Genomic DNA, 25,924 nt, shown 5'->3' with positions numbered 1-25,924 from the left:
TGGAATAATATTTTACCCTATGCTCACCACTACCTAACAATTACTTAATCACATATAATCATAACACTTTGATTTTGGGGCATTCGGTGCAATACATTTTAATACCCTTCATGCGCTTTAATAATTGTCAGTAACCAAATGTTCACTGAAATTATTTGTGCATATAGGATATTATCGTGCTCATATTTTAATCCCTAACTCTTATGATGAGCGCACTCTTATGGTCGATACCACTACCCACACCCAACCAATTGACTTCCATCACCAACCCTTTAATCCGCCTTTTTGGCTAACTAATCCGCACATTCAAACCATCCTACCTAAGTTCTTTGCTCCCAAAACACCAAATTACAGACGTGAAATATATCGCGACTCGCTCAGTGAAAGCGATGTGGCCTATGACTTTTATGATGCAGAGTCTGTATCTCCAGTGAGCAGTGACAACAAAGAGACCACGCCAATAGTCGTATTGTTTCACGGTATGGAAGGCAGTAGTGACAGTCATTATGCGCGTGCTTTGGCACATCATATTCATGCTCAAGGATGGCATTTTGTGGTTGCACACTTTCGCAGTTGTGGCGGCATTCCGACCCGAGGTCGTGTCTTTTATAACGCGGGGGACACCAAAGAAGTACACCATATGCTACAAACCTTAAAACAAGATTATGACAACATTTATGCCGTTGGCGTATCGCTAGGAGGCAATGCGCTGGCAAAATATATGGGGGAATATGGTGATGAGGCGCTGTGTCATGCAGCCGTTGCCATTTCAGCCCCAGTGGATATGTCGTCAGCAGCGATGAATATGCAGCGCTTTTTGGGACAAAAGATTTACACCCCCTACTTACTGACACCCATTATCAAAAAAGCATTGGCAAATGAAATCAGTAAAGAGGAGCTAAACGCCATAAAATCAGTGGACAGTATTAGTGAGTTTGACCATATCTTCACCGCGCCCCGACACGGTTACCGCTCAAGCAATGACTATTACCGTCGTGCCTCTGCCCTACCTTATTTGAGTGAGGTCACCCATCCCCTTTTACTCATCAGTGCCAAAGATGACCCCTTTATTGGCTTTACCGCGACTGACAATGATGTGTCCGAGTCAGTAACTATTTTGGACACAGCGCACGGTGGGCATATCGGTTATCTTCGCTACAGTTCTATCAAAGCTCAATCTAATAAAGCTCAATCCAATCACGCTTTAGCGCAGGCTGACCGTGACAATAACTATCATACTCAGGCAAAACCACAAAAAAACAGTAAGTTTGATATCAACTGGATACCTGAAACGGTCAGCGCCTACTTCATTTCGGTAGGTATTAATAAGGACATATAACCAAACTGGTTGAGCTAATTATATAAAATTCGACCTATCATGAGATACAACGTTTATAAAGAGCTTTCACTATTGCATACCGCTCTCAGTCTGGTCATATCGTCTTAATGACGGGTTAGACACGTCTGCTACTTTGCAACCGTCCATGTTTTGAGCATAATCGAAGCACTATTTCTATTTCGAGGCGTGACTATGTATCCTTTTTATCGTTATACCAAGGCTATCGTCAAAGCGGTTAATGCCACTCGCAAAGGCGAGACCATTGACCTTGAGGACACCGCAGAGATTCAGATACGCTGTAGCTTGACTGATATTGATAACTTTATTGAGATGAATAATGGACGGGTTCTCACGTTATACGACTTTGGCCGTACCGACTTTGCCATCCGCACTGGACTGGGTAAGAAACTACTTGAAAAGCGTTGGGGTTTGGTGGTTGCGGGCAGCACCATTCAATATCGCAAACGTATTCGTCCGTTTGATCTGGTCACGATTAAGACGCACATCGCTGCTATTGACGAGCGCTGGATCTATGTCGAACAATCTATGTGGGTAAAAGGCAAACCGTGCTCAACTGCTTTATTGCGTACTGGTGTGACCAAAGGCGGAAAGGTGATAGACACTCAAAAGATCTTAGATGCGCTGGGTCAATCTGATTTAAAATTGCCTGCTACGGGATATGTGGCGGAATGGATCGAAAGTGAAAAGGATAGACCGTGGCCGCCTAGAGGGTAGGAGGATTTGGAGTGTAAATTAACTGAGTAGCCAATCTCGCCATTCGCTTGTATCTACTGATATGAGCGAGGCGGTGACACAAAATGAGTTGTTGCTGTTACCTCGACACCCCCTCATCTTTAGCCACCGCAACTCGCTCAAACCAGTAGGATACCGCTACTGTCAAGGCTAAACCGCTCCTCGGGAGTGGGGTTAGAGACAATATATAAACATTTTGCGTTCATTTGCGTTCATTTGCGCTTAGTTCTTATCGACACTCGATAAGAAATAAACAACAGCTCTACTTTGGCCTTTCTTATGTATAAGACCTAGTTCGATTAATTTAAACAACTTTTGATGCGTTTTACTTCTACCCTCATTAATATATTCTTGAATCTCATTACGTGAAAGCTCTTTATTTAATTTTAGCAGATACTGTATGTATGAGCTTTGATAACAAATGGAAACCTGGTATCACCTGCAAAGACTTCCACTAAGGAGGTGCGTAAGCTGGAGGTGAGTGCTTCTTCAAAGCTACTGAGGTCTTATGGTTTATAAATATGCGTAAAAAAGCTGAGTCTAAACTCAGCTTTTTATTTTAATCTTGGAAAGAGTAAGCATTTAATCTAAATCGCAGTTACACAGAATTTGTGGTGGGCTCTGCTTAACCTAAGTATCTTAACGCTTTATTAACACTACTTTTAAAATCATCGTCTTTAAGCGTTTTCTGTATAGCAGTGGTGCTACTACCCCATCTGAGATTTTACCTGTATAAAACTTTCCATCTGCTAGACTATAGTAGTATTTATTTTGTAACTATCCCCTAAACAACTGAGCTAATAACTATCATAATTTTCCATAAATCGCTCAAGACACTTTGGCGTTTGAACGTTCAAGATAGGCTTTACGGCAAGGACTATGAACAGTCCAGCTGACAGACACGTGTAACTCTTCATTTATATTATTGTCTGGGAAAAAACCATCTAGTTTTTCAACATTAAGGTTATATTGATTATAGCAATAATCGTATTCTCTATAGTCTTCTAAATATACTTTTTGCCAAATTTGCTGGTTGTTAATATTTTTAATTAATCGATCAACCATTTCTTGCGATGGGTTCCTATATACCTTATTAGCGTATCGCACCTCAGGTTTTGACATTTCAGTGTTACGTTCTGCAGGAGGAAGTCCTTTAGTCACGTTATTTAATAATATTGTGACCTCCTCCATGGATGGTCTATCCTCTCTTGGTGGTGTTGTACCTCCGAATCCTAGTGAGCCTTCTTCATAAAACCCCCACCAGATGAATATAAATAAAGATACAACCATTGTGATAAAAACATATCTTACAATAGAAACAATATTGTTCATTACTTAATACCTAGCATGCTCAGTACCTTTTGCTTATTTTCTTCGCTCTCCTTAACCATTTTACCACCACTTAATCCAATTTGACTTGTTCCTAAACCATAGGTAACTACTTTATTTTTCGATGCGGTATATATCCCTCCGATACATGCACCATGGCAAACTTGTACACCCACAGAACTACCTTCAATGACACCGTCAATTTGACCTGCTGTCATATTTCCTCCAACGATACTACCAAAATTTATAGAAGTGGACATACCTACGGGTCTTGTTATTTTACCATTTGATGAAGTTACAGCATTTGCTAGCCAGCGTAGCGTGGGTTAGATTTTTCAAACCTCAAAGAGGTGCAGAAAAACGTAACCCACGTCTATTTATGGCAACAAACTATTCTGTTGCTAAGATGGTAGTCCATAATGGCTCACAGAATCGACTTTATGGGCTTGCTCGTGGCTTTATTATCACAAAAAACACCGCAATCGCTAATGTGTCTTTCGATAAGTAAGCGAGGTCGGGCTTGTAGTAAACATAGCGTGGACACGAAACAGCTTATGAAAGGTTTGGTGTTTAGATATGAGATTTTGGAACAATATATTCGCAGGTTAAGCTATCGCTAACCCACGCTACGCTTGCTAAACCTGTTAAAGTTTAAAAATAACTCACCCTTATTCTTATTCAAGTTGTTGATTTAGTTAGTAGTTCATGGTAGCGTTTCGTTTGAATCAGTTTTGAATGCTAATTTTTAATTATGGCTTTTAAAGAATCTAAACTCTTTCTAATTAACTGATCTTGTGGATCTATAGCAAGGGCATCTTCATAACACTTTTTAGCGGATTCTAACTCTCCTATATCAATTAACAAAGCACCTAAATCAATATAAGCATCGACAAAATCAGGTTCTATTTCGATTGATTCTTGGTAGTATTGAAAAGCTTGAACGAGATCATTTTTATTTAAAAAATCTGAAGCCCATAGATAATAATATCTCGATATCTTATAATTACTATCTTTTTCATATGCCTGATTGTAAAAATCGAATGCAGCACTATAGTTCTTTTTATAAAACTCTGCATTTCCTTCACATTCCAAAAATGCAACATCTGGTAGATTTGAGTTTTTTAGCAGCTCATACCCCATATCAAAATTATTATTTTTGAATAAATTAGTTATTTTTTTAACTGTATTTCTAATCTCAATATTTCTATTTTTCATAAATCTTCACTTCATTTTTCTTAATTATTTTATTGAAATTTTCAAGAATATCAGAAGAAGCTACAATATTAGTCAAACCATGTTCAGTGATGTCTTCAATATTTAGTTTAAAAGCCTTAATACCTTTAGAACCTGCTGGGTCAACCGCATTTGACATCCAAACTACTCTTTCTTTAGTCCCTCTCGAAATGCCTTATAATCATCAGCCGATTGATTCACTGCTTCTAATACGGGCACATGCCCAATGTCTGGCATTATAATCACTTTCGCTTGCGGTATAATTTGGGCAATGCGAGAGGCGGTTTCAGGCTTAATTACTCGATCTTTATCACCCCATACAACCAAAGTAGGAATGTTATATTGAGCGATGATCTTAGCACGCTCCTCAACATTATCTTCAACGATTTGTTTCAGGATAACAGCCTCAAGTTTTTGATTATCAATCCTTTCTTGAGCCAATACTGCTTTTAATGTTTTGGGAATATAGGGTGGTTTATTCATCACTAAATCTAACAGGTTATAGAAATCTTCATAATCTTTAATCAATAGTGGGTTGTTCTCAAGCGTTGTACCTTCAAAGGTCTCAGACCTACCCACTGACCAAAACCCAGCACTGTCTATCAGCCATACGCTAGCTACTTCTTCTGGGTACATTGCTGCATATGCCACCGAAATAGACCCACCCATCGAGTTACCACCCACATGCAAATTAGGCGTCATACCTTTGGCTTGCATCAGCTCATGCAACCGCTTGGCTTGGGCATCGGCACGGTAATCTGCCAACATCGGTTTGTCAGAGCCTCCAAATCCTAATAGATCTGGAATAATCACGTGGTAATCTTTGAACTCATCAGCGATACGCACGAAGTTGTCCATATTACCGCCAAAGCCATGAATCAGTAGTAAGGGCTCAGCAGTAACGTTGTTATTGTCAGCATAGACCAGTGTCTCGCCAGTCGACAACACAAAAGACTTAACCTCTAAACCTGATTTAGTACGCTCATGCTGTAACAGCTTTTGAGTGGTGGCGACCGTTACGGCATTAGGGGTTGTACAGCCGATAACAGATACGGCAAGCAACATGGCAATCACTTTTCGCAATTGTTTTTTGATCGGGGTCATTTAAGCCTCTCTTATATAGAGTATGGTTATAGAGTATGATTATAGAGTATAGATATCAAGTATGAGCGATAATGAAATGGGGTGTCCTAATTATGTAGGACCTTTAGATAAGGTAAATCAGTTAAATCAATAATACACTTAAATTAACTATTCAACCAACCTAATTTAATGCAGTCAATAATGGCTAAAGTGCTTATAGGGTGTGTGGAAACATAAAGGGGATGTCATATCCTGACATTTTTATGCAAAAATTTTACAGAGCTCATAAATAGCATTTGTTATGATAATCTAAATCAAGAGGTTAAGATTAAATAGAGACAGAATGATTACCTCATGATTACTTCGTGATAAACGCGCCAAGCTTTCAAAAAGCAAAAGCCTCTCCTAAATAAGAGAGGCTTTTTGAATGGAGGATAAGAATTAATCCTTCCAAAAACCGAGCCAAAAACCGAGTTTGACCCAGGTGGGTTAATTCTTAGAAATGATATTATGAATTTAATACGCCTTATGGAGTCACATGAACCCATGACCGAATCTTCTCAAAACCAAAGGCCCTCACCTAAAATACGTATTCATCAAAAATATTATCGTCTGATATTTACAGGACTGATGGCCTCGCTGATGTCGGTAATTATTTCTGGCGCATTAATACTGATTAAAGAGGGCTATAGTGATGCTTATTTTGAGCATCTTATCAGTTCGTGGCTCTTGGCTTTTGCATTTGCGTGGCCAAGTGCTTATGTGTGTGCGTATGTTATACAAACCCACATTTTAAGCCGTATCGATTTTTACACTGACCAAGACCAATAAGATTAAATAACAAACTTACACCAGCGGCTCAAGATTTTGAGTGTATAACGTACGACCGTACAGGTCTTTTAGCATCACCGTCATTAAGGCTTTAGGTTAAATTTATTAAGAGTCGGTGATAGGGTTAACAAGTCATGCCAAGTCTAGAAATTAGGGGCTGAATAAAAAAAGTATTTTTTATAGAAAGGTATAGTTTCAACGTTAAATAGTTTTGACGTTAAATAGTTTAGACATTAAAAGTTTTGACGTAAAAAAACCGCTGTCAATACAGCGGTATTTTAAATTAGGGTCTGTGACTGACTTCTTAATTCAGCTTTAATTGGCAATAGCGTCCAATATTTGGAACGGAAAGGTAACCACATCGAATGCCAAGGCGAACGGCAATAGCACTAATTTTTCACCCGCATTATTGCCACTTCGAGTGGTCGTTTGACTATTAGAGTGGGTGTAAATAACAACAGGATACGGTTTGGTTAACGCGTTGTATTTAGACTGAATCATACTTAAGTTGCTAACCGCAGGATACACGCCACCTTTAATAGGCACATTAAAACAGAAGCGCTGTGCGCCAATACGTTCATCACTCGCATTGGTACACTCTTTACCTCCATTTTGTAAAAAGAACTGATAGTCACTGCGCTTAAACTCATCTCTTAGTTTCGCATAGGACATCTTCATCTCACCTTGGAAATAGCCATCATTATTAGGTGAGTAAAAAGTCATATCACTGTCGACTTGGATATTTTTGGGGGTAAGATTGGTCAATATATTGACCATTTCAGGACCCCCTTGACTCAGTACATAGCTGTTCTTTTCACCAACGATAACCACGCTACTGCCTGGCATATTGGGTAGCGGCTGCGCGGGACGACCGAACGCCACCAACTGATCTTCTACCAGTATTTGCTTACTAGATGTCGTACTTGTTGTGGTACGGCTACCCGAATCGAGTAATTCAGATGTGGCACAGCCTGAGGTAAATAAAAGGGCAGACAGCGATGCGCCACCGACAATAGCTTTTAGACAAGTAGACTTCTTCAGGGCAGATCGAGTTAGATATGACTGGGTTAAATTTGACATGACAACGTCCTTGTTTATGTTAATTGATAAAATTGAGCATCTACTAGGATCTCTTTTTCTTAACTATAACGTCTTCTATAACGAATAACATACTAAATATGTAGTAAATCTTACTGTTATCTTACTGCTTTAAAACTACAGTTTACTATCTATGGGCGGTACGAGAGGCTAGGCTACCTCACCTTCGTCACCTCCGCCAATAATAGGCACTCTATTTTTAATACAGGCCACCTGATGATCACTGCGACCTTCAAGTACTGGCTTTGTTTGAGCACAGCCATCATCCGCAATAGGACACCGAGTACGGAACACACAGCCTGAAGGCGGATTAATCGGACTTGGCAGATCACCTTCTAAGAGCTCGATGGTTTTATTGCGCTCAATTTGAGGATCTGGAATAGGCACCGCTGACATTAAAGCTTTGGTATAAGGGTGGGTAGGATGGCTATACACCGCCTTATCGACGCCAAGCTCAACCGCATTGCCCAAATACATCACCAGCACTCGGTCAGATATGTGCTTGACCACAGACAAGTCATGCGCAATAAAGATCAACGCCAAGCCCATCTCTTTTTGCACGTCTTGCAATAGGTTAATCACCTGTGCCTGAATGGAGACGTCCAGTGCTGATACTGGCTCATCACAAATAATCAGCTTCGGCTTTAAGATAAGCGCACGTGCAATACCGATACGTTGACACTGACCACCGGAGAATTCATGCGGATAGCGGTTTACTTGATTAGACAGCAAACCCACCTTCTTCATCATGGCACGTACTTGCTCTTCAACTTCTGCCTTAGGCATCTTAGGATAATAAGTGCGTAGTGGCTCGGCGATGATATCACCCACGGTCATACGTGGATTTAACGACGCTAAGGGGTCTTGAAATATCATTTGGATATCTTTACGTTTAAGGCGCATCTGTTTTTTAGTGGCGCCAACCATCTCCTCTCCATTAAATTTAATACTGCCTGAACGGGCTTTGACTAAGCCAATAATAGTACGAGCCAAGGTGGATTTACCACAGCCCGATTCACCGACCACCCCCAAGGTCTCGCCAGCACATAGGTCAAACGACACGCCATTGACCGCCTTTAGGGTTGCAGGCTTCTGCCAAAAATAGCTGCCTTTTTGTTTGATATCAAAGCTTGTCACCACATCCCTTACTTGCAATAAAGGCGCATCATTGACCACATCGATTCGATTGTTTTTAGTCTGTGTCATGGCTTATCCCTCCATCCCTGTCACGATTTGATCTTGCGCATCTTGTGGCTCAGTATTGGCAACGTCTTCAGGCTTCCAGTGACATGCCCGCTGTCTATCGTGAGGTAAAAACTCAAGAGGAGGCGGCACATCGTGACAGATGTCCATCGCATAAGGACAACGCTCATAGAAGGGGCATCCGGGTGGTAGGCTGAGTAAGTTTGGCGGACTTCCCGGTATCGTCTCAAGCTTACCGCTGTTATTATCCAAGCGCGGAATGGCTCTTAGTAGCCCCTTGGTATAAGGGTGAGTCGGGTTATAAAAGATATCTTCCGTCTCGCCATAGGCCATGGTGCGACCTGCATACATCACCAACACTCTATCACAGATACCTGCCACCACGCCTAAGTCATGGGTAATCATAATAATCGTCGTACCGAAGTCGCGCTTAAGCTCATTCATTAAGGTCATGATTTGCGCTTGTACCGTCACATCGAGCGCGGTCGTCGGCTCATCAGCAATCAACAGCTTAGGACGACATAACAGCGCCATCGCAATCATCACCCGTTGCCGCATACCGCCTGAGAACTCATGCGGATACATGCCAATACGCTTACGTGCTTCAGGTATCTTTACTGCATCAAGCATCTTGACCGCTTCATTCCACGCGTCTTTTTTGCTCATGCCTTTATGCAATATCAGCACTTCTGCCAGCTGATCCCCGATTTTCATATAGGGATTTAGAGAAGTCATTGGATCTTGGAAGATCATAGACACTTGTTCGGCGCGTAGCTTATTTAGCTCTTTTTCAGACAAGCCAAGTAGCTCACGTCCTTCAAATAATACCGATCCTTTGGCATGACCATTTTTAGCCAATAACCCCATTATAGCGAATGCGGTCTGCGATTTACCTGAGCCTGACTCACCGACAATACCCAGAGTCTCACCCTGATGCAAATTAAAATTGAGTCCATTTACAGCGGTCACCAACCCATCTTCGGTACTAAATTGCACCGATAGATCCTTTACTTGCAGTAGGTCTGCTGAATTACTGCCCTCAATTCCTGATTTTAGGTTGTCTTTTAATACTGTCATAACGGTGTTACCTGTATTGGCTATAATTGGCTATCAGATAATTTGTTTATTCGGTTAAATGATGTCTAAGCTAGAATCTGTGGTGCTTTCGTCCTACCATACTTACTATACTTACTATCCTAGGACTAAGGCCTAGTTAACGGTCTTTAGGATCAAACGCATCACGTAAGCCATCACCGATAAAGTTAAAGCAGAACAAGGTCACTACCAAAAATACGGACGGTATTAATATCTGCCACGGCGCAACCTGCATGGTCTGTGAGCCTTCTTGCAGCAGTGCCCCCCAACTGGTCATGGGCTCTTGTACCCCTAAGCCTAAAAAGCTTAAGAAAGATTCGAACAAAATCATACTCGGTACCAGTAGCGAGGCATACACTACCACGACACCCAGTACGTTAGGCACGATATGACGCATGATAATATTAAAACCTGACACCCCGCCCACATGCGCCGCTTCAATAAATTCTTTACTCTTCAAACTTAAGGTTTGTCCACGTACAATACGAGCTACATCAAGCCATGACACCAAGCCAATGGCAACGAAGATCAGCATCAAATTACGACCGAAAATAGTCACTAGCAAGATCACGAAGAACATAAACGGGAAGGCGTTTAAGATCTCTAAAAAGCGCATCATGACCGCATCGATCTTACCGCCCAAATAGCCAGAAGTTGCCCCATACACCGTGCCGAATATCACCGCCACCGTTGCTCCCGCAATCCCCACCAACAGCGAAATGCGACCACCAATAGCCGTACGTACCAGCAAATCACGGCCTAACGAATCAGTGCCAAAGTAATGCTTATTATCAAAGGACGGTGCCCCCTGCATATACCCCCAGTCGGTTTCTGCATAACCAAATGGAGCCAGCATAGGCACGAATACCACAAACAATGTCACCAAAAACAAGATAACCAAACTGGCAATAGCGGCCTTGTTTTGATAAAAGCGGCGCCACGCATCTTGCCATAAGCTTCGACCTTTGATCGCAGGTGCCGTCGGCTCATCTAAATCAATTGCTTTATCAGTGATAACACTCATAGTCATCCTTATTACTATTATAGTCCGCGAACTACAGGGTTCTTCGACTATAGCGTGTGGTGTTTAAGGGTTTTATTCGTTAAATCTGGTGTTGTCTTATTTATACTTATGATCGATATACTTACGAGCTATTTACTTAACACTTACGATCTAGCTATTAAGGCTAATACTTAATTTGAGGATCAATAACCGCATATAAAATATCGACAATGGCATTAAACGAAATCGTTAATACCCCAACCAATATGGTTAAGCTCAGCACCATACCGTAATCACGATTGAGTGCCCCGTTAACGAACAGTTGACCGATACCCGGCAAGCCAAAGATAGTCTCAATGACAATTGAGCCGGTGATAATGCCCACAAAAGCAGGGCCTAAATAAGAAATAACTGGCAGCATCGCTGGACGTAAGGCATGTTTAAAAACAATGCGCTGCATCGGCAGACCTTTGGCGCGGGCGGTACGAATATATTGACTGTTCATCACCTCAATCATTGAGCCGCGCATAATACGCGCAATACTTGCCGTATAAGCCAGCGCCAACGCCGTAACCGGAAGAATTAAATTCTGTACTGCCCCATCATTCCAGCCGCCGCCTGGCAACCACTTTAAGGTAATGGCAAAGATAAGTACTAAGAGTGGCGCCTTAACGAAGCTTGGTATCACCACCCCGATATTGGCAAAGGCCATCACCACATAATCAATCCAAGAGTTTTGCTTTAAGGCGGCTACAATGCCAAAGATGAGCCCTAACACCACTGCCAAAATAAAAGCATATAAGCCAAGCTCTATAGATACAGGTAAGGCTTGGGCGAGTAGCTCATTAACGGTGTAATCTTTGTATTTAAAGGACGGCCCAAAGTCGCCCACCGCAATTTGCTTCAGATAATTGACATATTGAAGCCACATCGGATCATTAAGATGATATTTGGCTTCAATATTGGCCATAACAGCAGGTGAGAAACTACGCTCTCCACTAAACGGACTGCCCGGCGCCAAGCGCATCATAAAGAATGACACGGTTATGAGGATAAACATGGTCGGAATGGCTTCTAATATTCGCCGAAATATAAGCTTTAACATAAACCCTCTGTTGTCAATAAGGCTACTTGAATTGAGAAAAACTCGTTAATCTGTGATGTTCTTTCTAATTCACACCCCTAGTCATGCTTCGCAATAGAGACGTCTTTAATTTGCCAGTTGCTTAATGGATCTTGAATGGGAAAGTTAATTACGTATGGCTTGACCATGCTGATTTTCACAATATGGAATACATTAAAAAGCGCAGGCAACTGCACTACAACACACTGCTTTTTTAAAGACACGGTAAGACTGATTCATAGTCATATCCTTCAATCGCTAGTCATTTTGTAAGCCAGTTAAACAGATGAATCTCACCCTTCACTAATAGAATACGAGTGACCAATAAATATAGTCGGCGAACTTATAAAGAATCACAGTGTTAACCTCGTTAAGCCTACTCCAGTAGTACTTGCACTCGGTTGACTTGTAACTACTTTAAAGCTCTTTGACTATAGCATTGCGGCAGGGGCTAAGTAATCTAGCCCCTGTTAAACCTAGCTTTGGTTAATCTGGTTTTGGTTAATCTAGTTATCGTTAACCAATGCTATTCAATGTTTATCATTTAATGATTATAGGTTCGGTTATTCAGGTTACACCCATGTGGCATAACCCGAAAAAGCGTTGCATAAGCCGTTTTGCATAATTTATGCCAAAGTGTATTCGTTACCAGAGGTCTTATACTGACGTGGTGAACGATCAAGCAGACTCTAATGTTTGGCAATTTTTAGATCTTTACCTTGCCAGTTATCTAACGCGTCTTTGGTTGGGAAGCCGATAACGTATGGCTTGATAAGACGTGGGCTTACATAATGGTAAATATTGAGCAATGGCATATCTGCATCAAGCTGTTGTTCGGCTTGTTTGTACAGTTGAGCTCGCTGCTCAGGACTCACGCCTGCTTTTAAGGTTTGGGTAATGATGCTATCAAACCTAGGACTTGAGTATTTACCATGGTTATTACTGTTGCCAGATTTGACAATATTTAGGAAAGTAGAAGGCTCATTATAGTCGCCACACCAGCCTGCGCGCGATATGTCATAGTTACCATTGCGACGAGTGTCCAAATAGGTTTTCCATTCTTTATTAACCAAGTTGACATCGACAAAGTCTAACGACTGCTTCCATAGCGAGCTGGCAGCAACAGCAATCTTTTTATGGTTGTCATTGGTGTTATACAGTAGCTCAAACTTTAGAGGGTTGTTTTGGTTATAGCCAGCTTCGTTAAGCAGTTTTTTGGCTTCCTCAACCCGCTTTTCCTGACTCCAGCTTTGCCATTCAGGCTTATTATTTTCCATCGCATTAGTCGATACTGGCGTAAACTGGTAGGCAGGAGTTTGCCCTTGACCAATGACTTTATCGGTAATGGTATCACGGTCTAGCGCCAATGCTAGCGCACGACGGACACGAACATCATCAAATGGTGGTTTGACGGTATTAAACTCATAATAGTACGTACATAGCATGGGTGACACTTGTAGCTGATCGCCCAATTGCTCTTTTAACGAGGCAAACTGCTCAGGCGGTATTTCGTTATAAGTGACATCGATTTCGCCAGACTGATAGCGTGCCACATCCGTGGTACTTGAAGGAATAGCCAATAAAGTAATTTTATCTAGGGTCGTATTTGCATTGTCATAGTAGCTGTCGTTACGCGTTAATACTATTTTGTCATTTACCTGCCATTCACTGATTTTATAGGGCCCATTGACCACAATATTGGCAGGGTCAGTCCACTTATCACCAAATTGTTGCACGGCTTTAGGATTGACGGGCTTAACAGAGGTGTGAATAAGCGTATCTGGAAAATAAGGCACGGGCTCTGATAGCGTGATCTGTAGCGTTTTATCATCTAGTGCTTTGACACCCAAGGTATCTGGCTTAGCGTTACCATCAATAATATCTTGTGCCCCCACTACCTTGGCATCTGCTAAGTAGCTGGCATAAGGTGAAGCGGTAGTAGGATCAAGCACTCGGCGCATACTGTAAACAAAGTCTTCGGCGGTCACTGGATCGCCATTTGACCACTTAGCATCACGAATTTTAAAGGTCCAAACTTTATTATCAGGGCTATCCCAACTCTCGGCCATACCCGGAATGGTTTTACCCTCAGCATCTGTTGTCGTCAACCCTACCAACATCTGACGCAGAATATTGGCTTCGGGCACCCCTGATACTTTATGCGGATCCAACGACTCTGGCTCAGCGCCGTTATTAATGACCATCTCTTGTTTGTCAGCCATCACATTGGGGTCAATATTAGCTGAGCCACTGGTATCAGCTGACTTATCACCACAACCAACTAGTGCCAATGCTAGCGCTAAAGAGGTGGGAACAAAAACGGCGTTAAATAGTGAGGTTGGTTTGAGCATGTTGACATCCTTTTAACTATGGCTAAGAAATAGTTCACGAGAACTATCGTAATCAATGAGAGGTTTAGGCGTTAAAGCAAACCCCATTAAACAGACATTTCAATCAAATATTGAAAGCAACGCTTTAAGTAAACCCAATCAAAGTAAACACAAGTAAACAAACTACAGGCGTTACATTGAGTATAAAATCTGATATCGAGTTTACTATTTATTACAGGTGGTTAAAATAACAGTAATTGACTATTGTAGGCATATTAATAAAAAAAATATATAACGTTGTCAATAAATTTTAATAGTTTTATGTTATATACAAAGCTTTTGACCTTAAGTCTAAGTATTATAGTCATGGTCAGATAAATACAAGTTAACTAGAGTTATATTGATAATAAGAATGATGCTTTGTTAGGGTTAGTAGTGAGGTTAAAAACCATACAAACGCTTTGATATAAATAGCCTCAGCCCCGCATTTATGATAATCCTCAATCATGCTAAATCCCTTTAGTATCAAAGCCCCTTCATGCTAAACCCCATTCATGCGAAATAAGGAACGTATCATGCGTAGTGCGTCTTATCATACTTTTGGCAATCCCTCTGAGGTTTTAACAGTCACCGATACCCCGATACCAGAACCTGGTCCAGATGAGATACGTGTCAAAACCATATTGGCTACTATTCATAATCATGATTTAGCCACTATCAAAGGTCAATATGGCGATAAACCCACCTTACCGGCCATCGCAGGTAGTGAAGCGTTTGGTGTGGTTGATGCCGTTGGTGAAAATGTAGAAGGATTTGCCGTTGGTGACCGAGTTGCTGCCGCCAGTGTTCAGGGTACATGGGCGGAGTATTTTACCGCTCCAGCAACAATGGTATTTACTATCCCAGAGACGCTTGAAGATCACATAGCCGCCCAGTTGATCGCTATGCCACTGAGTGCCTTGATGCTACTTGAGTTTATGCAGTTACAACTGGGTCAGTGGGCTATTTTAAATGCGGCAAACGGTGCGGTTGGCAAATCCTTTGCGATGCTAGCAGCAGCCCGTGGTATCCATACCATTAGCTTAGTACGTCGTGCTGAAGCTGCTCGAGAGCTTAATGAACTGGGGATTAAGCACGCGATTGATACCTCATCTCCTAACTGGAAGGATCAAGTACGCAACATCGTAGGCGAGTCTCAAATTAGTGCGGCGGCCGACTCTTTAGGGGGTAGTGCCAGTAATGAATTGTTATCCGTATTGGGTCATGGCGGCACGTTAGTCTCATTTGGAGTGATGGCAGGTGAGCCTATGATGATAGACCCGGGCCCATTTATCTTTAAACAAGCAGTTATTAAAGGGTTTTGGGGCAGTAAAACCAGTCGCGAAATGGATCTTGAGAATAAACGTCGCCTAATCTCTGAGCTTGTCGAACGAGCCCTAAGCGATCAGTTGCTTCTTCCTGTCGAAGCTATTTATGACTTAGAGGATGTTAAAGAAGCGGTGTCGGATGAGCGCCAAAATGGTAAAAATGGCAAGGTGCTATTAAGAGTTTAAATCACACATTGTGACTTACAATTTAAACCATCAATTTTGAGAAGTTATGACTTTCTGTTATTACTGGTGGATTGTGAGCTTTTAAAAATAAAGGAACAACACTTGTGGTATTGTCCCTTTAACCATTTTTTATTTGAACAGTTTTGATCTAAACTGTTTTTATCTGAAAAATGAGCCTAATATACCCCGTATAACCCTAGCCTGATAGCTTTTTGCCCTTGATTTATTTATTGTAATGTTTTTCATCCATCCATAATAGAAATATGGGAAAGGTCACCACATCAAAAGCAACGGCAAAGGGCAACAATACAAGACTACCGACATTACCTCTTTCATAAGTTCTCTTTGTTTCATTATCCATGGTATATAGAACAACCGGGTATGCTTTGCTGAGGGCGTTATATTGTGACTTGACCGTATCAAAATTGCTGACTTTAGGGAATACCCCACCCTCAATGGGTATCTTAAAGCAGTAACGGACTATTCCCGCTTCTTTATCGCTGGTTTTACTGCAGTCTTTGCCAGCAAGCTTGTCAAATACCTGATAGTCGCTTTGGGTAAAACTATTTTTAGGCTTAGCATAAGACAGTCTCATTGTGCCCTCAAAGTGACCGTCGTTATAGGGTGAATAAAAAGTCATATCACTGTCAACTTTGATATTTTTTGGGCTAAGACCCGTCAAGAGACTCATCATCTCTGTTCCACCTGTGCTTAAAACATAGCTTTTTTGGTTGCCGACAATCACTACGCTATCTGCTGGCATGTTAGGTAAGGCCTGAGCGGGCTTACCAAAAGCAACCAGTTCATCCTCTATTAAGATATGTTTTTCAGAGGTTTGGGTAACGACCGTACTACCTTTGGCCTCACCAACAACAGCTATTGTGGCACAGCCGGATGCTGCCGCTAAAAACGCGACAGAAACAGAAATAACGGCTGACTGTCCTAATGGTTTGAGTTTATTAGGTGTATCCAGCATAGCACTCTCCTAAAATAAATGAACTAGACATTGTTAATATCGTTGGTAATTCAATCGCTATCTAAGCTAATAACCGTTCAGATTATATGTAAACGCTGATTAAGATATTATTCCAATCGGGACTACCGAAACAACGACCCCAATATACCCCGCATAATCTTACCGCCTGTGGCGCCGCCTACTTGCCGTGCCACACTGGTCGCTAACGTGCCAATGACACGTTGCTTGATCTTTTCACGATCCCTCTCAGCGCGTTGTTGCTCCTTTAAAGCCTCCGCTTGTTGCTTAGCCTTTAACTTATCGGCCTCTTTGGCTAGCTTCTCAGCTACTTTAGCGTCTGCTTCTGCTTGCTTAAGGGCTTCTTGCTGCTCTACTTGCTCAGTCTCTTCTTTTATGGCCTGTTGCGCCCGTTTATTGAGTAGCTCATACGCGCTTTCGCGATCAATCGCCTCTTCATAGACCCCTGCTAGATCGCTATTATTCATAATATCCAAACGCTCGCCAGCACTAAGCGGTTTAAACTGGCTATTAGGCGCTAACATCCATACCCGCTCTACTGGCGTCGGTGTCCCTGACTCATCGAGCACACTGACTAACGCCTCACCCACTCCAAGCGTTGTTAATGCGGCTTCCACATCGACATTGGGATTGGGCCTAAAGGTTTGCGCGGCGGCACGAATGGCTTTTTGATCTTTTGGTGTAAAGGCACGTAACGCATGTTGAATACGATGACCAAGCTGACCTAAAATATCATCTGGAATGTCGGTTGGGTTTTGAGTTATAAAATAAATGCCCACCCCTTTTGAGCGAATAAGTCGTACCACTTGTTCAATCTTCTGTGATAACGCATCATTGGCATTTTGAAATAACAAATGCGCCTCATCGAAGAAAAATACCATTTTTGGTTTTTCCATATCGCCCACTTCAGGCAGCGTCTCATATAGCTCGGATATTAACCACAGCAATAAACAACTGTATAACTGCGGGCTCAGCATGAGCTTATCGGCGGCTAATATATTGATGATCCCGCGCCCGTGCTCGTCCGTCTGGATTAAATCATCAAGATTGAGCGCAGGCTCTCCAAAAAACTGTTCTGCTCCCTGATCCTCTAAGGTCAATAATCGACGCTGTATTGCTCCAACGCTAGCGGCTGAGATATTGCCATAACGATTGCGCAGATCTGACGCATTATCCGCGATAAACTGTAGCATCTGACGCAGATCCTTCATGTCTAGCAGTAACAGCCCCTCGTCATCTGCCACTCGAAAGGCAACGGTCAATACACCGGCCTGAGTGTCATTTAAATTTAGCAGTTGCGCTAGGATCAAGGGCCCCATCTCACTAATGGTGGTACGAATCGGATGCCCTTGCTCTCCAAACACATCCCAAAACACACAGCGATAAGCGGTGAAACTAGGTGTAGGTAGCTGTAGTTCATCCAGCCTTTGTTGCAGCTTACTACTCATCTCGCCGGCGTGTGCCAGTCCTGAGATATCACCTTTAACATCGGCCATAAATACCGGTACGCCTTGATCGGCAAACTGCTCAGCCAATACTTTTAGCGATACCGTTTTACCGGTGCCAGTTGCGCCGGCAATCAGTCCATGACGATTGGCCATATTTGAGCGTATAAAGAGGGGGCTGCGTTCTGTATCAGAGGTCAAGGTAGGGTATGCAATGGTTAGGTTTGCCATAGTTTAGCTCATCAGAAGGGTGTATTTAGTATCCTTAACTATAGCATTTAATGTTAATCCATCGCTACACACTATTTAAAACAATAGTGCTACGTGTTGATAACGTTTAAAATTAATAAGGACTTAAAAGAAACGAAGTTTGTAACGTTATCTTTTTATAAAAAAAGTTATTATAGTATTCAGGTTTCACGTGAAACAACATGTTTGATTATTCTAGCCTATACCTCATTTAGTTCAACGTTGTCATATAGTCAAAGAAGTCTAAAATGGTTACGAGGCAACCGAGTGCAAGTAGCAATTAATACGGGAGTAGGCTTAACGAGGTTAACACTGTAACCGTTTAGTAGTTCGCTGACTATAGGATTGATAATGCTACCGGACTCTATACTCCTACTATTGATAATAGCTATAATTTGTACACTATGGGAAGTGGTTTTACTGATTCAAAAGACAGAGTTTATATTACTGCTTATCATTGTATTAACGATACTATTTTCAGATCTTAACGTGTTTTTGGCTATTTTATTATTGATCAAATTGACCCTATATTTACGTCATTGGGATGATAAGCAAGTACGATCGGTATGCTATTGTCAACTAATCATTATTGTTATTTATTTCGCTACGATAGGTATTGTTATGTTGGATAATCTGAATGAGTCACGATAAACAAGACTATCTTTTGAGGCTATGTTTAAAGTGTGAGTGTTGTCCTTTTCATCCTTGAACGTCAACGCCAAAAGCGGTTTAGCCACGATTGCAACGGATATCCTGCTTATTGAGACGAGTTGCAGAGGCTTGCTTTTTTCAGAAAATCGTAGATTTTCTCTTGCGTCGGGGTGAAGCAGTGCTTCACTTTATCCCTCCTCAGGCGCACGAAGTAAGCGACACCCCAAAGCTTAGACTCTGCCTCGTATAAATAAGCAGATAGGAGTGGAAAGCGTGAATAGCTACTTGTTATTGATAAGAATTAGCAAGTTATCATTAAAAACATTAAATTTATCGTGTTATTAATGGGTTTTAAGGTATGGGTTTTAATTTTTTCTGAATACAAATGTCTTGTTATTTAGCCCAATATTTAAATAACTTAAATTGTTTTATATTTAAATAAAACCATGCAAGCACTAAGTTTATCCCCCAGGCTAATACACTTTCAGTTTGGTAGATATGAAGTGGGGTAAGCCATTCGAAGTATGGAGCGAGTTGATACAGCCCCAATTTTAAAAAACGTAAAGTAACCGCTGATAAGGTTAATGCATAGCTATAAACCATTAAGGTTCTGTGCCGTTTGAAACGTCTTTTTAAAGCAAAATAAACACCCCCTAACGTAGTCAGTCCCCATAAGAAACACAATACAGTAAAGCTCATCCGAACGGGCAGCCCGCCTAGCGCTGTTAAAGCCAATACAAACCCCGAAGGTAATGCCAATACTAGAATGATAAAGACATAACCATACCCCAATCTACGATGCCACTTTGCATAATTAGGAAAACGAACCGAGTTGAACATATTCCAAAACTGGGTAAACCCTGCCAACATGGCAATGCCACTACTATAAACATGGACTTTGAACGCAAGTCTCCACCAGCTATACTCGACCCAACCTCTTTTTAAGATAAGAAACCCTGCTCTGTCTTCAAAGGGGATATAAATAAGTACCGTTTTGGCCATTAACCAACAAAACCAAACTAATAATCCTAAGGTAAGAAATTTTAAGGCCTTGCCCATTAATTTATGTTCGGCTTTAATAGTTGACATACAGTAAAACCTTAATGGATTTTTAATGAATAATTAATTAAATTTAATTAACTCTTTTAATAGAATATGCTACATTAAATTTAACCTATTGATTCAATAATAATAAGAATTTTTTAAGACTTTCCAAAATTTTGCAGATGATGGATACCCTAAATCAATCTTAAGGAAAACCCATGAAAACGTTAACCCTTCCCATCGCTTTTATTGCAGTGACGTGTCTCGGCGGTATCAGCTATGCTAGTACCTATCCAACTGGTGTTTTCTCAGGCAAATTTGGTGACGGTAAAGCGACGCTATTTATTGACTCTGTCTCTAATGGCAACGTTCGAGGCAGCAGTTTATACAAACATAATAAACGCCCTTTAAACGGCACTATTAAGGCAGAAGGTAATTTTTGGCGACTGACGTTAAATGAACCTGCTACTCAGATAGGAGATGGACAATTTGATATGATGACCAATAAGAATAGTCCAGATCTGTTAATAGGAACTTGGAAAGTTTTTCCTAAAACCGATACGGCTTTTGGTCTATCCGTCAAAAGTTTTAATCTTAAACAAAAAGAATGTGGCTATGAAAAATATAAGGGTTATTATAGTGAGGCTTCAAATCGTTTGTTAACAGATGAAGAGTTGTTTACCAGTCCTTCAGATCTAGATTATATGCGTAATGAGATTTATGCTCGCCATGGCTATTCATTTAACTCTACTGAATGGGCTAAAACATTCGCTGAGGAAGATTGGTATGTGCCTTGTTATACCAATGTGGACAATAAATTAACCAGTATTGAGAAAAAGAATATTGAAAACATAAAAGCAATGCATAAATATATGGTTGCTAATCCAAGTACTTGGGGACGTTAGAGAGTCTAACTCCTTTGACTGATAAAGTTTATAATGACAAAAAAGCACCTAACTGGGCGCTTTTTATTTATAAACCGACCTACCTCCTAGGGTGAATCAAATAGGGTTTAGTGCAAGGAAGGTGAGCGCAAATAGCACATCAAGTGCATTAAGCGAACCTGACACCGCAATAAATGCCTATTTGGATCAACCTCTACTCCCACTCAATCGTTGCCGGCGGCTTGCTCGACACATCATAGGTCACACGCGATACTTCCGCAATTTCATTCATAATACGGTTACTCACGGTCTCAATCAGCTCATACGGCAGATGTGCAAAGCGGGCAGTCATAAAGTCTACCGTTTCTACCGCACGTAGCGCAATCACCCATGCATAACGGCGACCATCACCGACCACACCAACGGATTTGACAGGCGTAAATACTGCGAAGGCTTGTGCTGTTTTTTCATACCAACCAGAGCGCTCAAGCTCTTGCATAAAGATGGCATCGGCTTGACGCAGGATATCGGCGTATTCCTTTTTGACTTCACCCAAGATACGCACCCCAAGTCCAGGTCCTGGGAACGGATGACGATAAATCATCTTGTGCGGTAAGCCCAAAGCAATGCCCAACTTGCGAACTTCATCTTTGAACAAGTCACGTAATGGCTCAACAAGTTTAAACGCCAAATCTTCTGGCAGACCGCCTACGTTATGATGGCTCTTAATCACATGTGCCTTGCCTTGATGCGACTTAGCAGACTCAATAACATCAGGGTAAATCGTCCCTTGCGCCAAGAACTCAACTGGCTTGCCGTCGCTGCCTTGGCTCACATCACGTGCGGCATCGGCGAAGACATCGATAAAGGTCTTGCCGATGATTTTGCGTTTGGCTTCAGGATCCGCCTCGCCCGCTAAGGCATCTAAGAAGCGGTCTTCGGCATCAACACGTACCACTTTAACGCCCATGTTTTCAGCAAATACTTGCATCACTTGGTCGCCTTCGTGCAGACGTAATAGACCGTTATCGACGAACACACAGGTAAGCTGTTTGCCAATGGCTTTGTGTAATAATGCTGCAACCACTGAGCTGTCCACACCGCCTGATAAGCCTAATAAAACTTGCTTGTCTCCAATCTGTTCTTTGAGCTGCTCAACACGCATATCGATGATGTTGTCTGGTGTCCAGTCGCCAGCGCAGCCGCACACTTGATGCACAAAGCGGGATAGCAACACATCTCCTTGCAAGGTATGGGTCACTTCGGGGTGGAACTGTAGACCGTAGTATTTTTTGTCCTCATTAACCATCACTGCGATTGGGCAGCTTGGCGTGCTGGCAATCACATCGAACCCTTTTGGGGCTTCGACCACTTTGTCGCCGTGACTCATCCACACATGCAGACGACTATTGTCTTGACGCTCATCTTCAATACCGTCGAGCAAAGTGCTAGAACCCGTCACATCAATAACGGCGGCTCCAAACTCATGGACATCACTGGCCTGAACTTTACCACCGAAGTGATCCGCCATTGCCTGCATGCCATAGCAAATGCCTAATATAGGCACGTCTAAATCAAATAAGGCTTGGTTAATACGAGGGCTATTGGCATCATGGACACTTTCTGGCCCCCCTGACAAAATCACCCCTTTAGCACCAAAAGCTTCAATGCGGCCTGCATCAATGTCATACGGATACATCTCACAGAACACGCCAGCCTCACGCACACGACGAGCGATAAGTTGGCTGTACTGTGAGCCAAAGTCGATAATTAAGATACGATCTTCTTTAATGGTAGGCAGATTTTGGGTAGCGGTGCTCGGTGTGGCTATGCTCATAATGTGATCCATTTCGAGTGAAAAGTACAAAATTTAATGTGGCGTCTATTTTACCAACATTCTGCAGTATTATGGAGATTGTATCGCTAACTAATTTATTCGATGAATCATTTTAAATCAGCTGATTAAAAGCGGCTGATTAGAGGTGGCTAGTTGACAATGCGCTTAGGGATTGTATATTGGACTGGCTCTATCATTAATTCTCGACGTTTGCTATTAACTGGACGTGTCCTGCTTTCTGCGCTATCGTAGTGATTAACGTTGCTGATCTTCTTCTCTATTATCTAAGCTTAACCCATGGACAAGGCTTACCTCTATGAAAATTAAAAGTGTACTGGTCTTCTTTTGTGTCGTCTTTATCCTAAACTATGTGATCAATTGGGCGATGCATTTAGGTCAAGATTTACGGTACATCTTATTCTTGAGTCTTGTCACCACCGCTTTATTCTATCTACTCAACATCATGCGCGGCAGATGGACGAAGTAGGCTTCCCATCTACTACTCAATGTTGCCGTCTGCAGCAGTGGTCAAACCAGAACCACACAACCCTAACCTCCTTATAGTTATCTAAACGGTGACATCCTCTTCTTTATTGCCATTATCATGACCTCAGTCATGAACTTTGTTATGGGCCTGTTTTGTGTCACAGTCGTTATCCTATCAGCTGAATCACGAATACTTCCTATTGTGTTAAGATGGCTAAAATTTTTAATCTAAATTTAGCAGTAACATCCTTTTTAATATGTAGGAGTAGTAAGATGACTACCTCTAGTGGCAGTAACAATAGCCCCTCTTCGCAAAAGTCTTCGGACAATAGTTCTCAACAGTCCACAAAAGAGTATTTACCAGACTTTATTAAAACCACTAGAAATCATCACAAGCCACCTCATTTGGGTACGTTTGGCGTCAATATGGACATCCCACAACGACGACCCGACCATGTACCCGATACCCGTATCGATAAATTTACCTTTGGAATGGTCATTGCCATTCTACTGGCGATTTGTATCCCGCTTATTTTCTATCAAGAACAAGGTAAAATTTGGGTCGGTATGGCACGCACGTTTGTGACCAACAATTTTGGCGTCGCTTATTTGGCATTCGGTGTCATGGCAATGATGTTTGTCATTTATATCGTGTTCTCTGATATTGGTAAAATCAAATTAGGACGCCCAGAAGACACGCCCGAATTTGCGGATGCATCATGGGCGGCCATGCTGTTTTGCGGCGGTATTGGCGCCAGTATTTTGTACTGGGGATTGATTGAGTGGGCGTACTATTTCCAAGGTCCACCGTTTAATTTAGAAGCCGGCTCGCCTGATGCCATTCGCTGGGCATCAACCTACGGTATTTTCCATTGGGGACCTGTGGCGTGGGCAATTTACCTAGTGCCTGCAATTGCTATCGCCTATTTTTATTACGTGCGCCAGACCCCTGTCCTTAAAGTCAGCCAAACCTTAACCCCATTATTGGGTGAAAAATTAGCCAGCAGCAACTGGGGTAAGATGCTCGATGTGCTGTTTATTTTTGGCATGGTGGGCGGTGGTGCGACTACATTGGGCTTGGCATCGCCTTTAATTAACGAAGGGTTATACAACCTATTTGGTCTACCGCGTAATGCCTCAATGCAGATCGTAGTACTGTTAGTCACCACCCTTATTTTCGCTTACAGTGCTTATCAAGGTCTAAAAGGTGGCATCCAAAAGCTGTCTAATATTAACTTTTATCTGTCACTGGTTTTGTTGGCGTTTATCTTAATAGCAGGACCAACGGTATTTATTTTAAACACGGGTCTTGAGGCGATTGGTCGCTCGTTGACCGAAATGCCACGTATGATGACTTATATTGAACCGTTTAAAGATTTTGAGAGCGCAGGATTTGAGCACACCACCTTCCCGCAAGATTGGACAGTATTCTACTGGGCATGGTGGCTGGTATTTGCACCAACCATTGGTTTATTTATTGCTAAGATTTCGCGGGGTCGTACCATCCGTAATATGGTGGTCGGATCGATGTTTTACGGCTCGATGGGCTGTGCCATCTTCATGATCATCCTAGGTAACTATGGTCTGTATTTACAGTTGACCGGTACTGTCGATGTGGTCGGCGTGTTGAATAATGAGTCTGCTACAGCGGCTATTTTCGCCATCTTAAATAGTTTACCAATGAGCTATGCAGTGGTTGCGGTATTTACCTTTTTGGCGGTTATCTTTACTGCCACCACGTTTGACTCCATCTCTTACATTTTGGCGTCGGTGGTACAACGTGAGGTTGATGAAGAGCCACACCGCTGGAATCGATTATTTTGGGCATTCACCTTGTGTTTATTACCGGCAATTTTGATGTTCTTAGGTGACTTAAGTACCTTGCAAACCGCTTCTATTTTCTCTGGTGCGCCACTCATTGTTATTTTAACCATGATGATGATTTCCACTGTAAAAGCAGCCAAGTTTGACTTGTACTATCAGCCAGATTACAACATCAAAACCATTCATATTGAAGAGCTTGCCGACAATGCACCGTGGGAGGAAGGCGAAACCTCTGTTGCGCCTGAAGGCTCTGTATTGGCACAGCAAGATGAGTGGGAGCAGATGCGCGAAGATGAGGGAGCAGCTGAAAAATCAGACCTAGCTAAGTAAAATTTCAACAATTAAGGGGTCTATGAGCACTGCCTACTACCAATAATATTTGTTATATACTCAAGGAAGTCTAAAATGGTTACAAGGCAACCGAGTGCAAGTAGCAAGTAGCAAGTAGCAAGTAGCAAGTAGCAAGTAGCAAGTAGCAAGTAGCAAGTAGCAAGTAGCAAGTAATAAGGATGTAGGCTTAACGAGGTTAATACTGTA

23 protein-coding genes are annotated in these 25,924 nt (G+C 42.0%); 8 read left to right on the top strand and 15 right to left on the bottom strand.

Annotated features, from left to right (window positions below):
• Positions 1 to 220 precede the first annotated feature (220 nt).
• On the top strand, positions 221 to 1,339 hold the full coding sequence (locus AC2SLT_RS00905; protein ID WP_486545409.1) for a YheT family hydrolase: 1,119 nt from the start codon (positions 221 to 223) through the stop codon (positions 1,337 to 1,339).
• Positions 1,340 to 1,531: 192 nt separating this feature from the next.
• Positions 1,532 to 2,074, top strand: a complete 543-nt coding sequence (locus AC2SLT_RS00900; protein WP_486545408.1) for an acyl-CoA thioesterase — start codon at positions 1,532 to 1,534, stop codon at positions 2,072 to 2,074.
• 846 nt (positions 2,075 to 2,920) lie between these two features.
• Here AC2SLT_RS00900 and AC2SLT_RS00895 read toward each other — a convergent pair.
• On the bottom strand, positions 2,921 to 3,424 hold the full coding sequence (locus tag AC2SLT_RS00895) for a hypothetical protein (RefSeq protein ID WP_486545406.1): 504 nt from the start codon (positions 3,422 to 3,424) through the stop codon (positions 2,921 to 2,923).
• The gene (locus AC2SLT_RS00890; protein ID WP_486545405.1) at positions 3,424 to 3,639 is read right to left on the bottom strand and encodes a hypothetical protein; all 216 of its coding nucleotides are present in this window, start codon (positions 3,637 to 3,639) and stop codon (positions 3,424 to 3,426) included. The genes AC2SLT_RS00895 and AC2SLT_RS00890 overlap by 1 nt, the downstream gene beginning before the upstream one ends.
• A 161-nt stretch (positions 3,640 to 3,800) precedes the next feature.
• On the opposite strand from AC2SLT_RS00890, the gene AC2SLT_RS00885 reads away from it, so the two are divergent.
• Positions 3,801 to 3,929: a hypothetical protein gene (locus AC2SLT_RS00885; RefSeq protein WP_486545403.1), complete on the top strand. Its 129-nt coding sequence runs from the start codon at positions 3,801 to 3,803 to the stop codon at positions 3,927 to 3,929.
• Positions 3,930 to 4,159: 230 nt separating this feature from the next.
• Here AC2SLT_RS00885 and AC2SLT_RS00880 read toward each other — a convergent pair whose 3' ends face one another.
• Genes AC2SLT_RS00880 through AC2SLT_RS00870 form a run of 3 tightly spaced genes read right to left on the bottom strand, consistent with a single transcriptional unit; the run spans position 4,160 to position 5,758 of the window.
• The gene (locus AC2SLT_RS00880) at positions 4,160 to 4,636 is read right to left on the bottom strand and encodes a tetratricopeptide repeat protein (protein WP_486545401.1); all 477 of its coding nucleotides are present in this window, start codon (positions 4,634 to 4,636) and stop codon (positions 4,160 to 4,162) included.
• Positions 4,626 to 4,793, bottom strand: a complete 168-nt coding sequence (locus AC2SLT_RS00875; protein ID WP_486545400.1) for a hypothetical protein — start codon at positions 4,791 to 4,793, stop codon at positions 4,626 to 4,628. Before AC2SLT_RS00875 ends, AC2SLT_RS00880 begins: the two co-directional genes overlap by 11 nt.
• Positions 4,794 to 4,798: 5 nt before the next feature.
• Positions 4,799 to 5,758, bottom strand: coding sequence for an alpha/beta hydrolase (locus tag AC2SLT_RS00870; RefSeq protein ID WP_486545398.1), 960 nt, complete (start codon positions 5,756 to 5,758; stop codon positions 4,799 to 4,801).
• A 525-nt stretch (positions 5,759 to 6,283) separates the two neighbouring features.
• On the opposite strand from AC2SLT_RS00870, the gene AC2SLT_RS00865 reads away from it, so the two are divergent.
• Complete coding sequence (locus tag AC2SLT_RS00865) at positions 6,284 to 6,568, top strand: DUF2798 domain-containing protein (protein WP_486545397.1); 285 nt, start codon at positions 6,284 to 6,286, stop codon at positions 6,566 to 6,568.
• A gap of 315 nt (positions 6,569 to 6,883) precedes the next feature.
• On the opposite strand, the gene AC2SLT_RS00860 is transcribed toward AC2SLT_RS00865, so the two are convergent.
• The 6 genes from AC2SLT_RS00860 to AC2SLT_RS00835 all read right to left on the bottom strand — a co-directional run bounded on the left by AC2SLT_RS00860 (position 6,884) and on the right by AC2SLT_RS00835 (position 14,441).
• Positions 6,884 to 7,648, bottom strand: coding sequence for a YidX family protein (locus tag AC2SLT_RS00860; RefSeq protein WP_486545395.1), 765 nt, complete (start codon positions 7,646 to 7,648; stop codon positions 6,884 to 6,886).
• Between the two features lie 168 nt (positions 7,649 to 7,816).
• Positions 7,817 to 8,872 (bottom strand): murein tripeptide/oligopeptide ABC transporter ATP binding protein OppF, encoded by a 1,056-nt coding sequence (gene oppF / locus AC2SLT_RS00855; RefSeq protein WP_486545394.1) that lies wholly within the window; start codon positions 8,870 to 8,872, stop codon positions 7,817 to 7,819.
• A gap of 3 nt (positions 8,873 to 8,875) precedes the next feature.
• Complete coding sequence (gene oppD / locus AC2SLT_RS00850; protein ID WP_486545393.1) at positions 8,876 to 9,946, bottom strand: oligopeptide ABC transporter ATP-binding protein OppD; 1,071 nt, start codon at positions 9,944 to 9,946, stop codon at positions 8,876 to 8,878.
• A gap of 136 nt (positions 9,947 to 10,082) precedes the next feature.
• A complete protein-coding gene (gene oppC, locus AC2SLT_RS00845; RefSeq protein ID WP_486545392.1) occupies positions 10,083 to 10,988 on the bottom strand; it encodes an oligopeptide ABC transporter permease OppC in 906 nt (301 codons plus the stop codon).
• A gap of 163 nt (positions 10,989 to 11,151) precedes the next feature.
• Positions 11,152 to 12,072 (bottom strand): oligopeptide ABC transporter permease OppB, encoded by a 921-nt coding sequence (oppB, locus tag AC2SLT_RS00840; RefSeq protein WP_486545391.1) that lies wholly within the window; start codon positions 12,070 to 12,072, stop codon positions 11,152 to 11,154.
• A gap of 707 nt (positions 12,073 to 12,779) precedes the next feature.
• Positions 12,780 to 14,441 carry an ABC transporter substrate-binding protein gene (locus AC2SLT_RS00835; protein ID WP_486545390.1) on the bottom strand — a complete coding sequence of 554 codons (1,662 nt, stop codon included), beginning with the start codon at positions 14,439 to 14,441 and terminating at the stop codon, positions 12,780 to 12,782.
• A gap of 554 nt (positions 14,442 to 14,995) precedes the next feature.
• Here AC2SLT_RS00835 and AC2SLT_RS00830 point away from each other — a divergent pair.
• Positions 14,996 to 15,973: a zinc-binding dehydrogenase gene (locus AC2SLT_RS00830; protein ID WP_486545388.1), complete on the top strand. Its 978-nt coding sequence runs from the start codon at positions 14,996 to 14,998 to the stop codon at positions 15,971 to 15,973.
• 223 nt (positions 15,974 to 16,196) lie between these two features.
• On the opposite strand, the gene AC2SLT_RS00825 is transcribed toward AC2SLT_RS00830, so the two are convergent.
• The 3 genes from AC2SLT_RS00825 to AC2SLT_RS00815 form a co-directional block, all read right to left on the bottom strand.
• The gene (locus AC2SLT_RS00825) at positions 16,197 to 16,949 is read right to left on the bottom strand and encodes a YidX family protein (protein ID WP_486545387.1); all 753 of its coding nucleotides are present in this window, start codon (positions 16,947 to 16,949) and stop codon (positions 16,197 to 16,199) included.
• A gap of 122 nt (positions 16,950 to 17,071) precedes the next feature.
• Complete coding sequence (locus AC2SLT_RS00820) at positions 17,072 to 18,643, bottom strand: helicase HerA-like domain-containing protein (RefSeq protein WP_486545386.1); 1,572 nt, start codon at positions 18,641 to 18,643, stop codon at positions 17,072 to 17,074.
• Between the two features lie 1,062 nt (positions 18,644 to 19,705).
• Positions 19,706 to 20,401 carry a DUF2306 domain-containing protein gene (locus tag AC2SLT_RS00815; RefSeq protein WP_486545385.1) on the bottom strand — a complete coding sequence of 232 codons (696 nt, stop codon included), beginning with the start codon at positions 20,399 to 20,401 and terminating at the stop codon, positions 19,706 to 19,708.
• 173 nt (positions 20,402 to 20,574) lie between these two features.
• Here AC2SLT_RS00815 and AC2SLT_RS00810 point away from each other — a divergent pair, with 173 nt between their 5' ends.
• Positions 20,575 to 21,261: a YARHG domain-containing protein gene (locus AC2SLT_RS00810; RefSeq protein ID WP_486545384.1), complete on the top strand. Its 687-nt coding sequence runs from the start codon at positions 20,575 to 20,577 to the stop codon at positions 21,259 to 21,261.
• 193 nt (positions 21,262 to 21,454) lie between these two features.
• Here AC2SLT_RS00810 and guaA read toward each other — a convergent pair whose 3' ends face one another.
• The gene (gene guaA, locus AC2SLT_RS00805) at positions 21,455 to 23,077 is read right to left on the bottom strand and encodes a glutamine-hydrolyzing GMP synthase (RefSeq protein ID WP_486545382.1); all 1,623 of its coding nucleotides are present in this window, start codon (positions 23,075 to 23,077) and stop codon (positions 21,455 to 21,457) included.
• Between the two features lie 316 nt (positions 23,078 to 23,393).
• Here guaA and AC2SLT_RS00800 point away from each other — a divergent pair, with 316 nt between their 5' ends.
• Both AC2SLT_RS00800 and AC2SLT_RS00795 read left to right on the top strand, forming a co-directional pair.
• The gene (locus tag AC2SLT_RS00800) at positions 23,394 to 23,564 is read left to right on the top strand and encodes a hypothetical protein (RefSeq protein ID WP_486545381.1); all 171 of its coding nucleotides are present in this window, start codon (positions 23,394 to 23,396) and stop codon (positions 23,562 to 23,564) included.
• A gap of 272 nt (positions 23,565 to 23,836) precedes the next feature.
• Complete coding sequence (locus AC2SLT_RS00795; protein ID WP_486545379.1) at positions 23,837 to 25,717, top strand: BCCT family transporter; 1,881 nt, start codon at positions 23,837 to 23,839, stop codon at positions 25,715 to 25,717.
• Positions 25,718 to 25,924: the final 207 nt, after the last annotated feature.

This window comes from Psychrobacter sp. CX18, assembly GCF_057396215.1.
The sequence above is the reverse complement of the archived record's forward strand: the minus strand, read 5'-3'. Positions and strand labels throughout refer to the sequence as shown.

What these genes read in the sequence shown, in the direction of transcription:
- AC2SLT_RS00825 (WP_486545387.1), bottom strand. Translation starts at nt 16,949, where the DNA reads ATGCTGGATACACCTAATAAACTCAAACCATTAGGACAGTCAGCCGTT.
- AC2SLT_RS00820 (WP_486545386.1), bottom strand. Translation starts at nt 18,643, where the DNA reads ATGGCAAACCTAACCATTGCATACCCTACCTTGACCTCTGATACAGAA.
- AC2SLT_RS00885 (WP_486545403.1), top strand. Translation starts at nt 3,801, where the DNA reads ATGGCAACAAACTATTCTGTTGCTAAGATGGTAGTCCATAATGGCTCA.
- AC2SLT_RS00870 (WP_486545398.1), bottom strand. Translation starts at nt 5,758, where the DNA reads ATGACCCCGATCAAAAAACAATTGCGAAAAGTGATTGCCATGTTGCTT.
- AC2SLT_RS00800 (WP_486545381.1), top strand. Translation starts at nt 23,394, where the DNA reads ATGAAAATTAAAAGTGTACTGGTCTTCTTTTGTGTCGTCTTTATCCTA.
- AC2SLT_RS00895 (WP_486545406.1), bottom strand. Translation starts at nt 3,424, where the DNA reads ATGAACAATATTGTTTCTATTGTAAGATATGTTTTTATCACAATGGTT.
- AC2SLT_RS00860 (WP_486545395.1), bottom strand. Translation starts at nt 7,648, where the DNA reads ATGTCAAATTTAACCCAGTCATATCTAACTCGATCTGCCCTGAAGAAG.
- guaA (WP_486545382.1), bottom strand. Translation starts at nt 23,077, where the DNA reads ATGAGCATAGCCACACCGAGCACCGCTACCCAAAATCTGCCTACCATT.
- AC2SLT_RS00830 (WP_486545388.1), top strand. Translation starts at nt 14,996, where the DNA reads ATGCGTAGTGCGTCTTATCATACTTTTGGCAATCCCTCTGAGGTTTTA.
- AC2SLT_RS00810 (WP_486545384.1), top strand. Translation starts at nt 20,575, where the DNA reads ATGAAAACGTTAACCCTTCCCATCGCTTTTATTGCAGTGACGTGTCTC.
- AC2SLT_RS00905 (WP_486545409.1), top strand. Translation starts at nt 221, where the DNA reads ATGGTCGATACCACTACCCACACCCAACCAATTGACTTCCATCACCAA.
- AC2SLT_RS00815 (WP_486545385.1), bottom strand. Translation starts at nt 20,401, where the DNA reads ATGTCAACTATTAAAGCCGAACATAAATTAATGGGCAAGGCCTTAAAA.
- oppC (WP_486545392.1), bottom strand. Translation starts at nt 10,988, where the DNA reads ATGAGTGTTATCACTGATAAAGCAATTGATTTAGATGAGCCGACGGCA.
- AC2SLT_RS00880 (WP_486545401.1), bottom strand. Translation starts at nt 4,636, where the DNA reads ATGAAAAATAGAAATATTGAGATTAGAAATACAGTTAAAAAAATAACT.
- oppF (WP_486545394.1), bottom strand. Translation starts at nt 8,872, where the DNA reads ATGACACAGACTAAAAACAATCGAATCGATGTGGTCAATGATGCGCCT.
- AC2SLT_RS00900 (WP_486545408.1), top strand. Translation starts at nt 1,532, where the DNA reads ATGTATCCTTTTTATCGTTATACCAAGGCTATCGTCAAAGCGGTTAAT.
- AC2SLT_RS00835 (WP_486545390.1), bottom strand. Translation starts at nt 14,441, where the DNA reads ATGCTCAAACCAACCTCACTATTTAACGCCGTTTTTGTTCCCACCTCT.
- AC2SLT_RS00865 (WP_486545397.1), top strand. Translation starts at nt 6,284, where the DNA reads ATGACCGAATCTTCTCAAAACCAAAGGCCCTCACCTAAAATACGTATT.
- AC2SLT_RS00890 (WP_486545405.1), bottom strand. Translation starts at nt 3,639, where the DNA reads ATGACAGCAGGTCAAATTGACGGTGTCATTGAAGGTAGTTCTGTGGGT.
- AC2SLT_RS00795 (WP_486545379.1), top strand. Translation starts at nt 23,837, where the DNA reads ATGACTACCTCTAGTGGCAGTAACAATAGCCCCTCTTCGCAAAAGTCT.
- AC2SLT_RS00875 (WP_486545400.1), bottom strand. Translation starts at nt 4,793, where the DNA reads ATGTCAAATGCGGTTGACCCAGCAGGTTCTAAAGGTATTAAGGCTTTT.
- oppD (WP_486545393.1), bottom strand. Translation starts at nt 9,946, where the DNA reads ATGACAGTATTAAAAGACAACCTAAAATCAGGAATTGAGGGCAGTAAT.
- oppB (WP_486545391.1), bottom strand. Translation starts at nt 12,072, where the DNA reads ATGTTAAAGCTTATATTTCGGCGAATATTAGAAGCCATTCCGACCATG.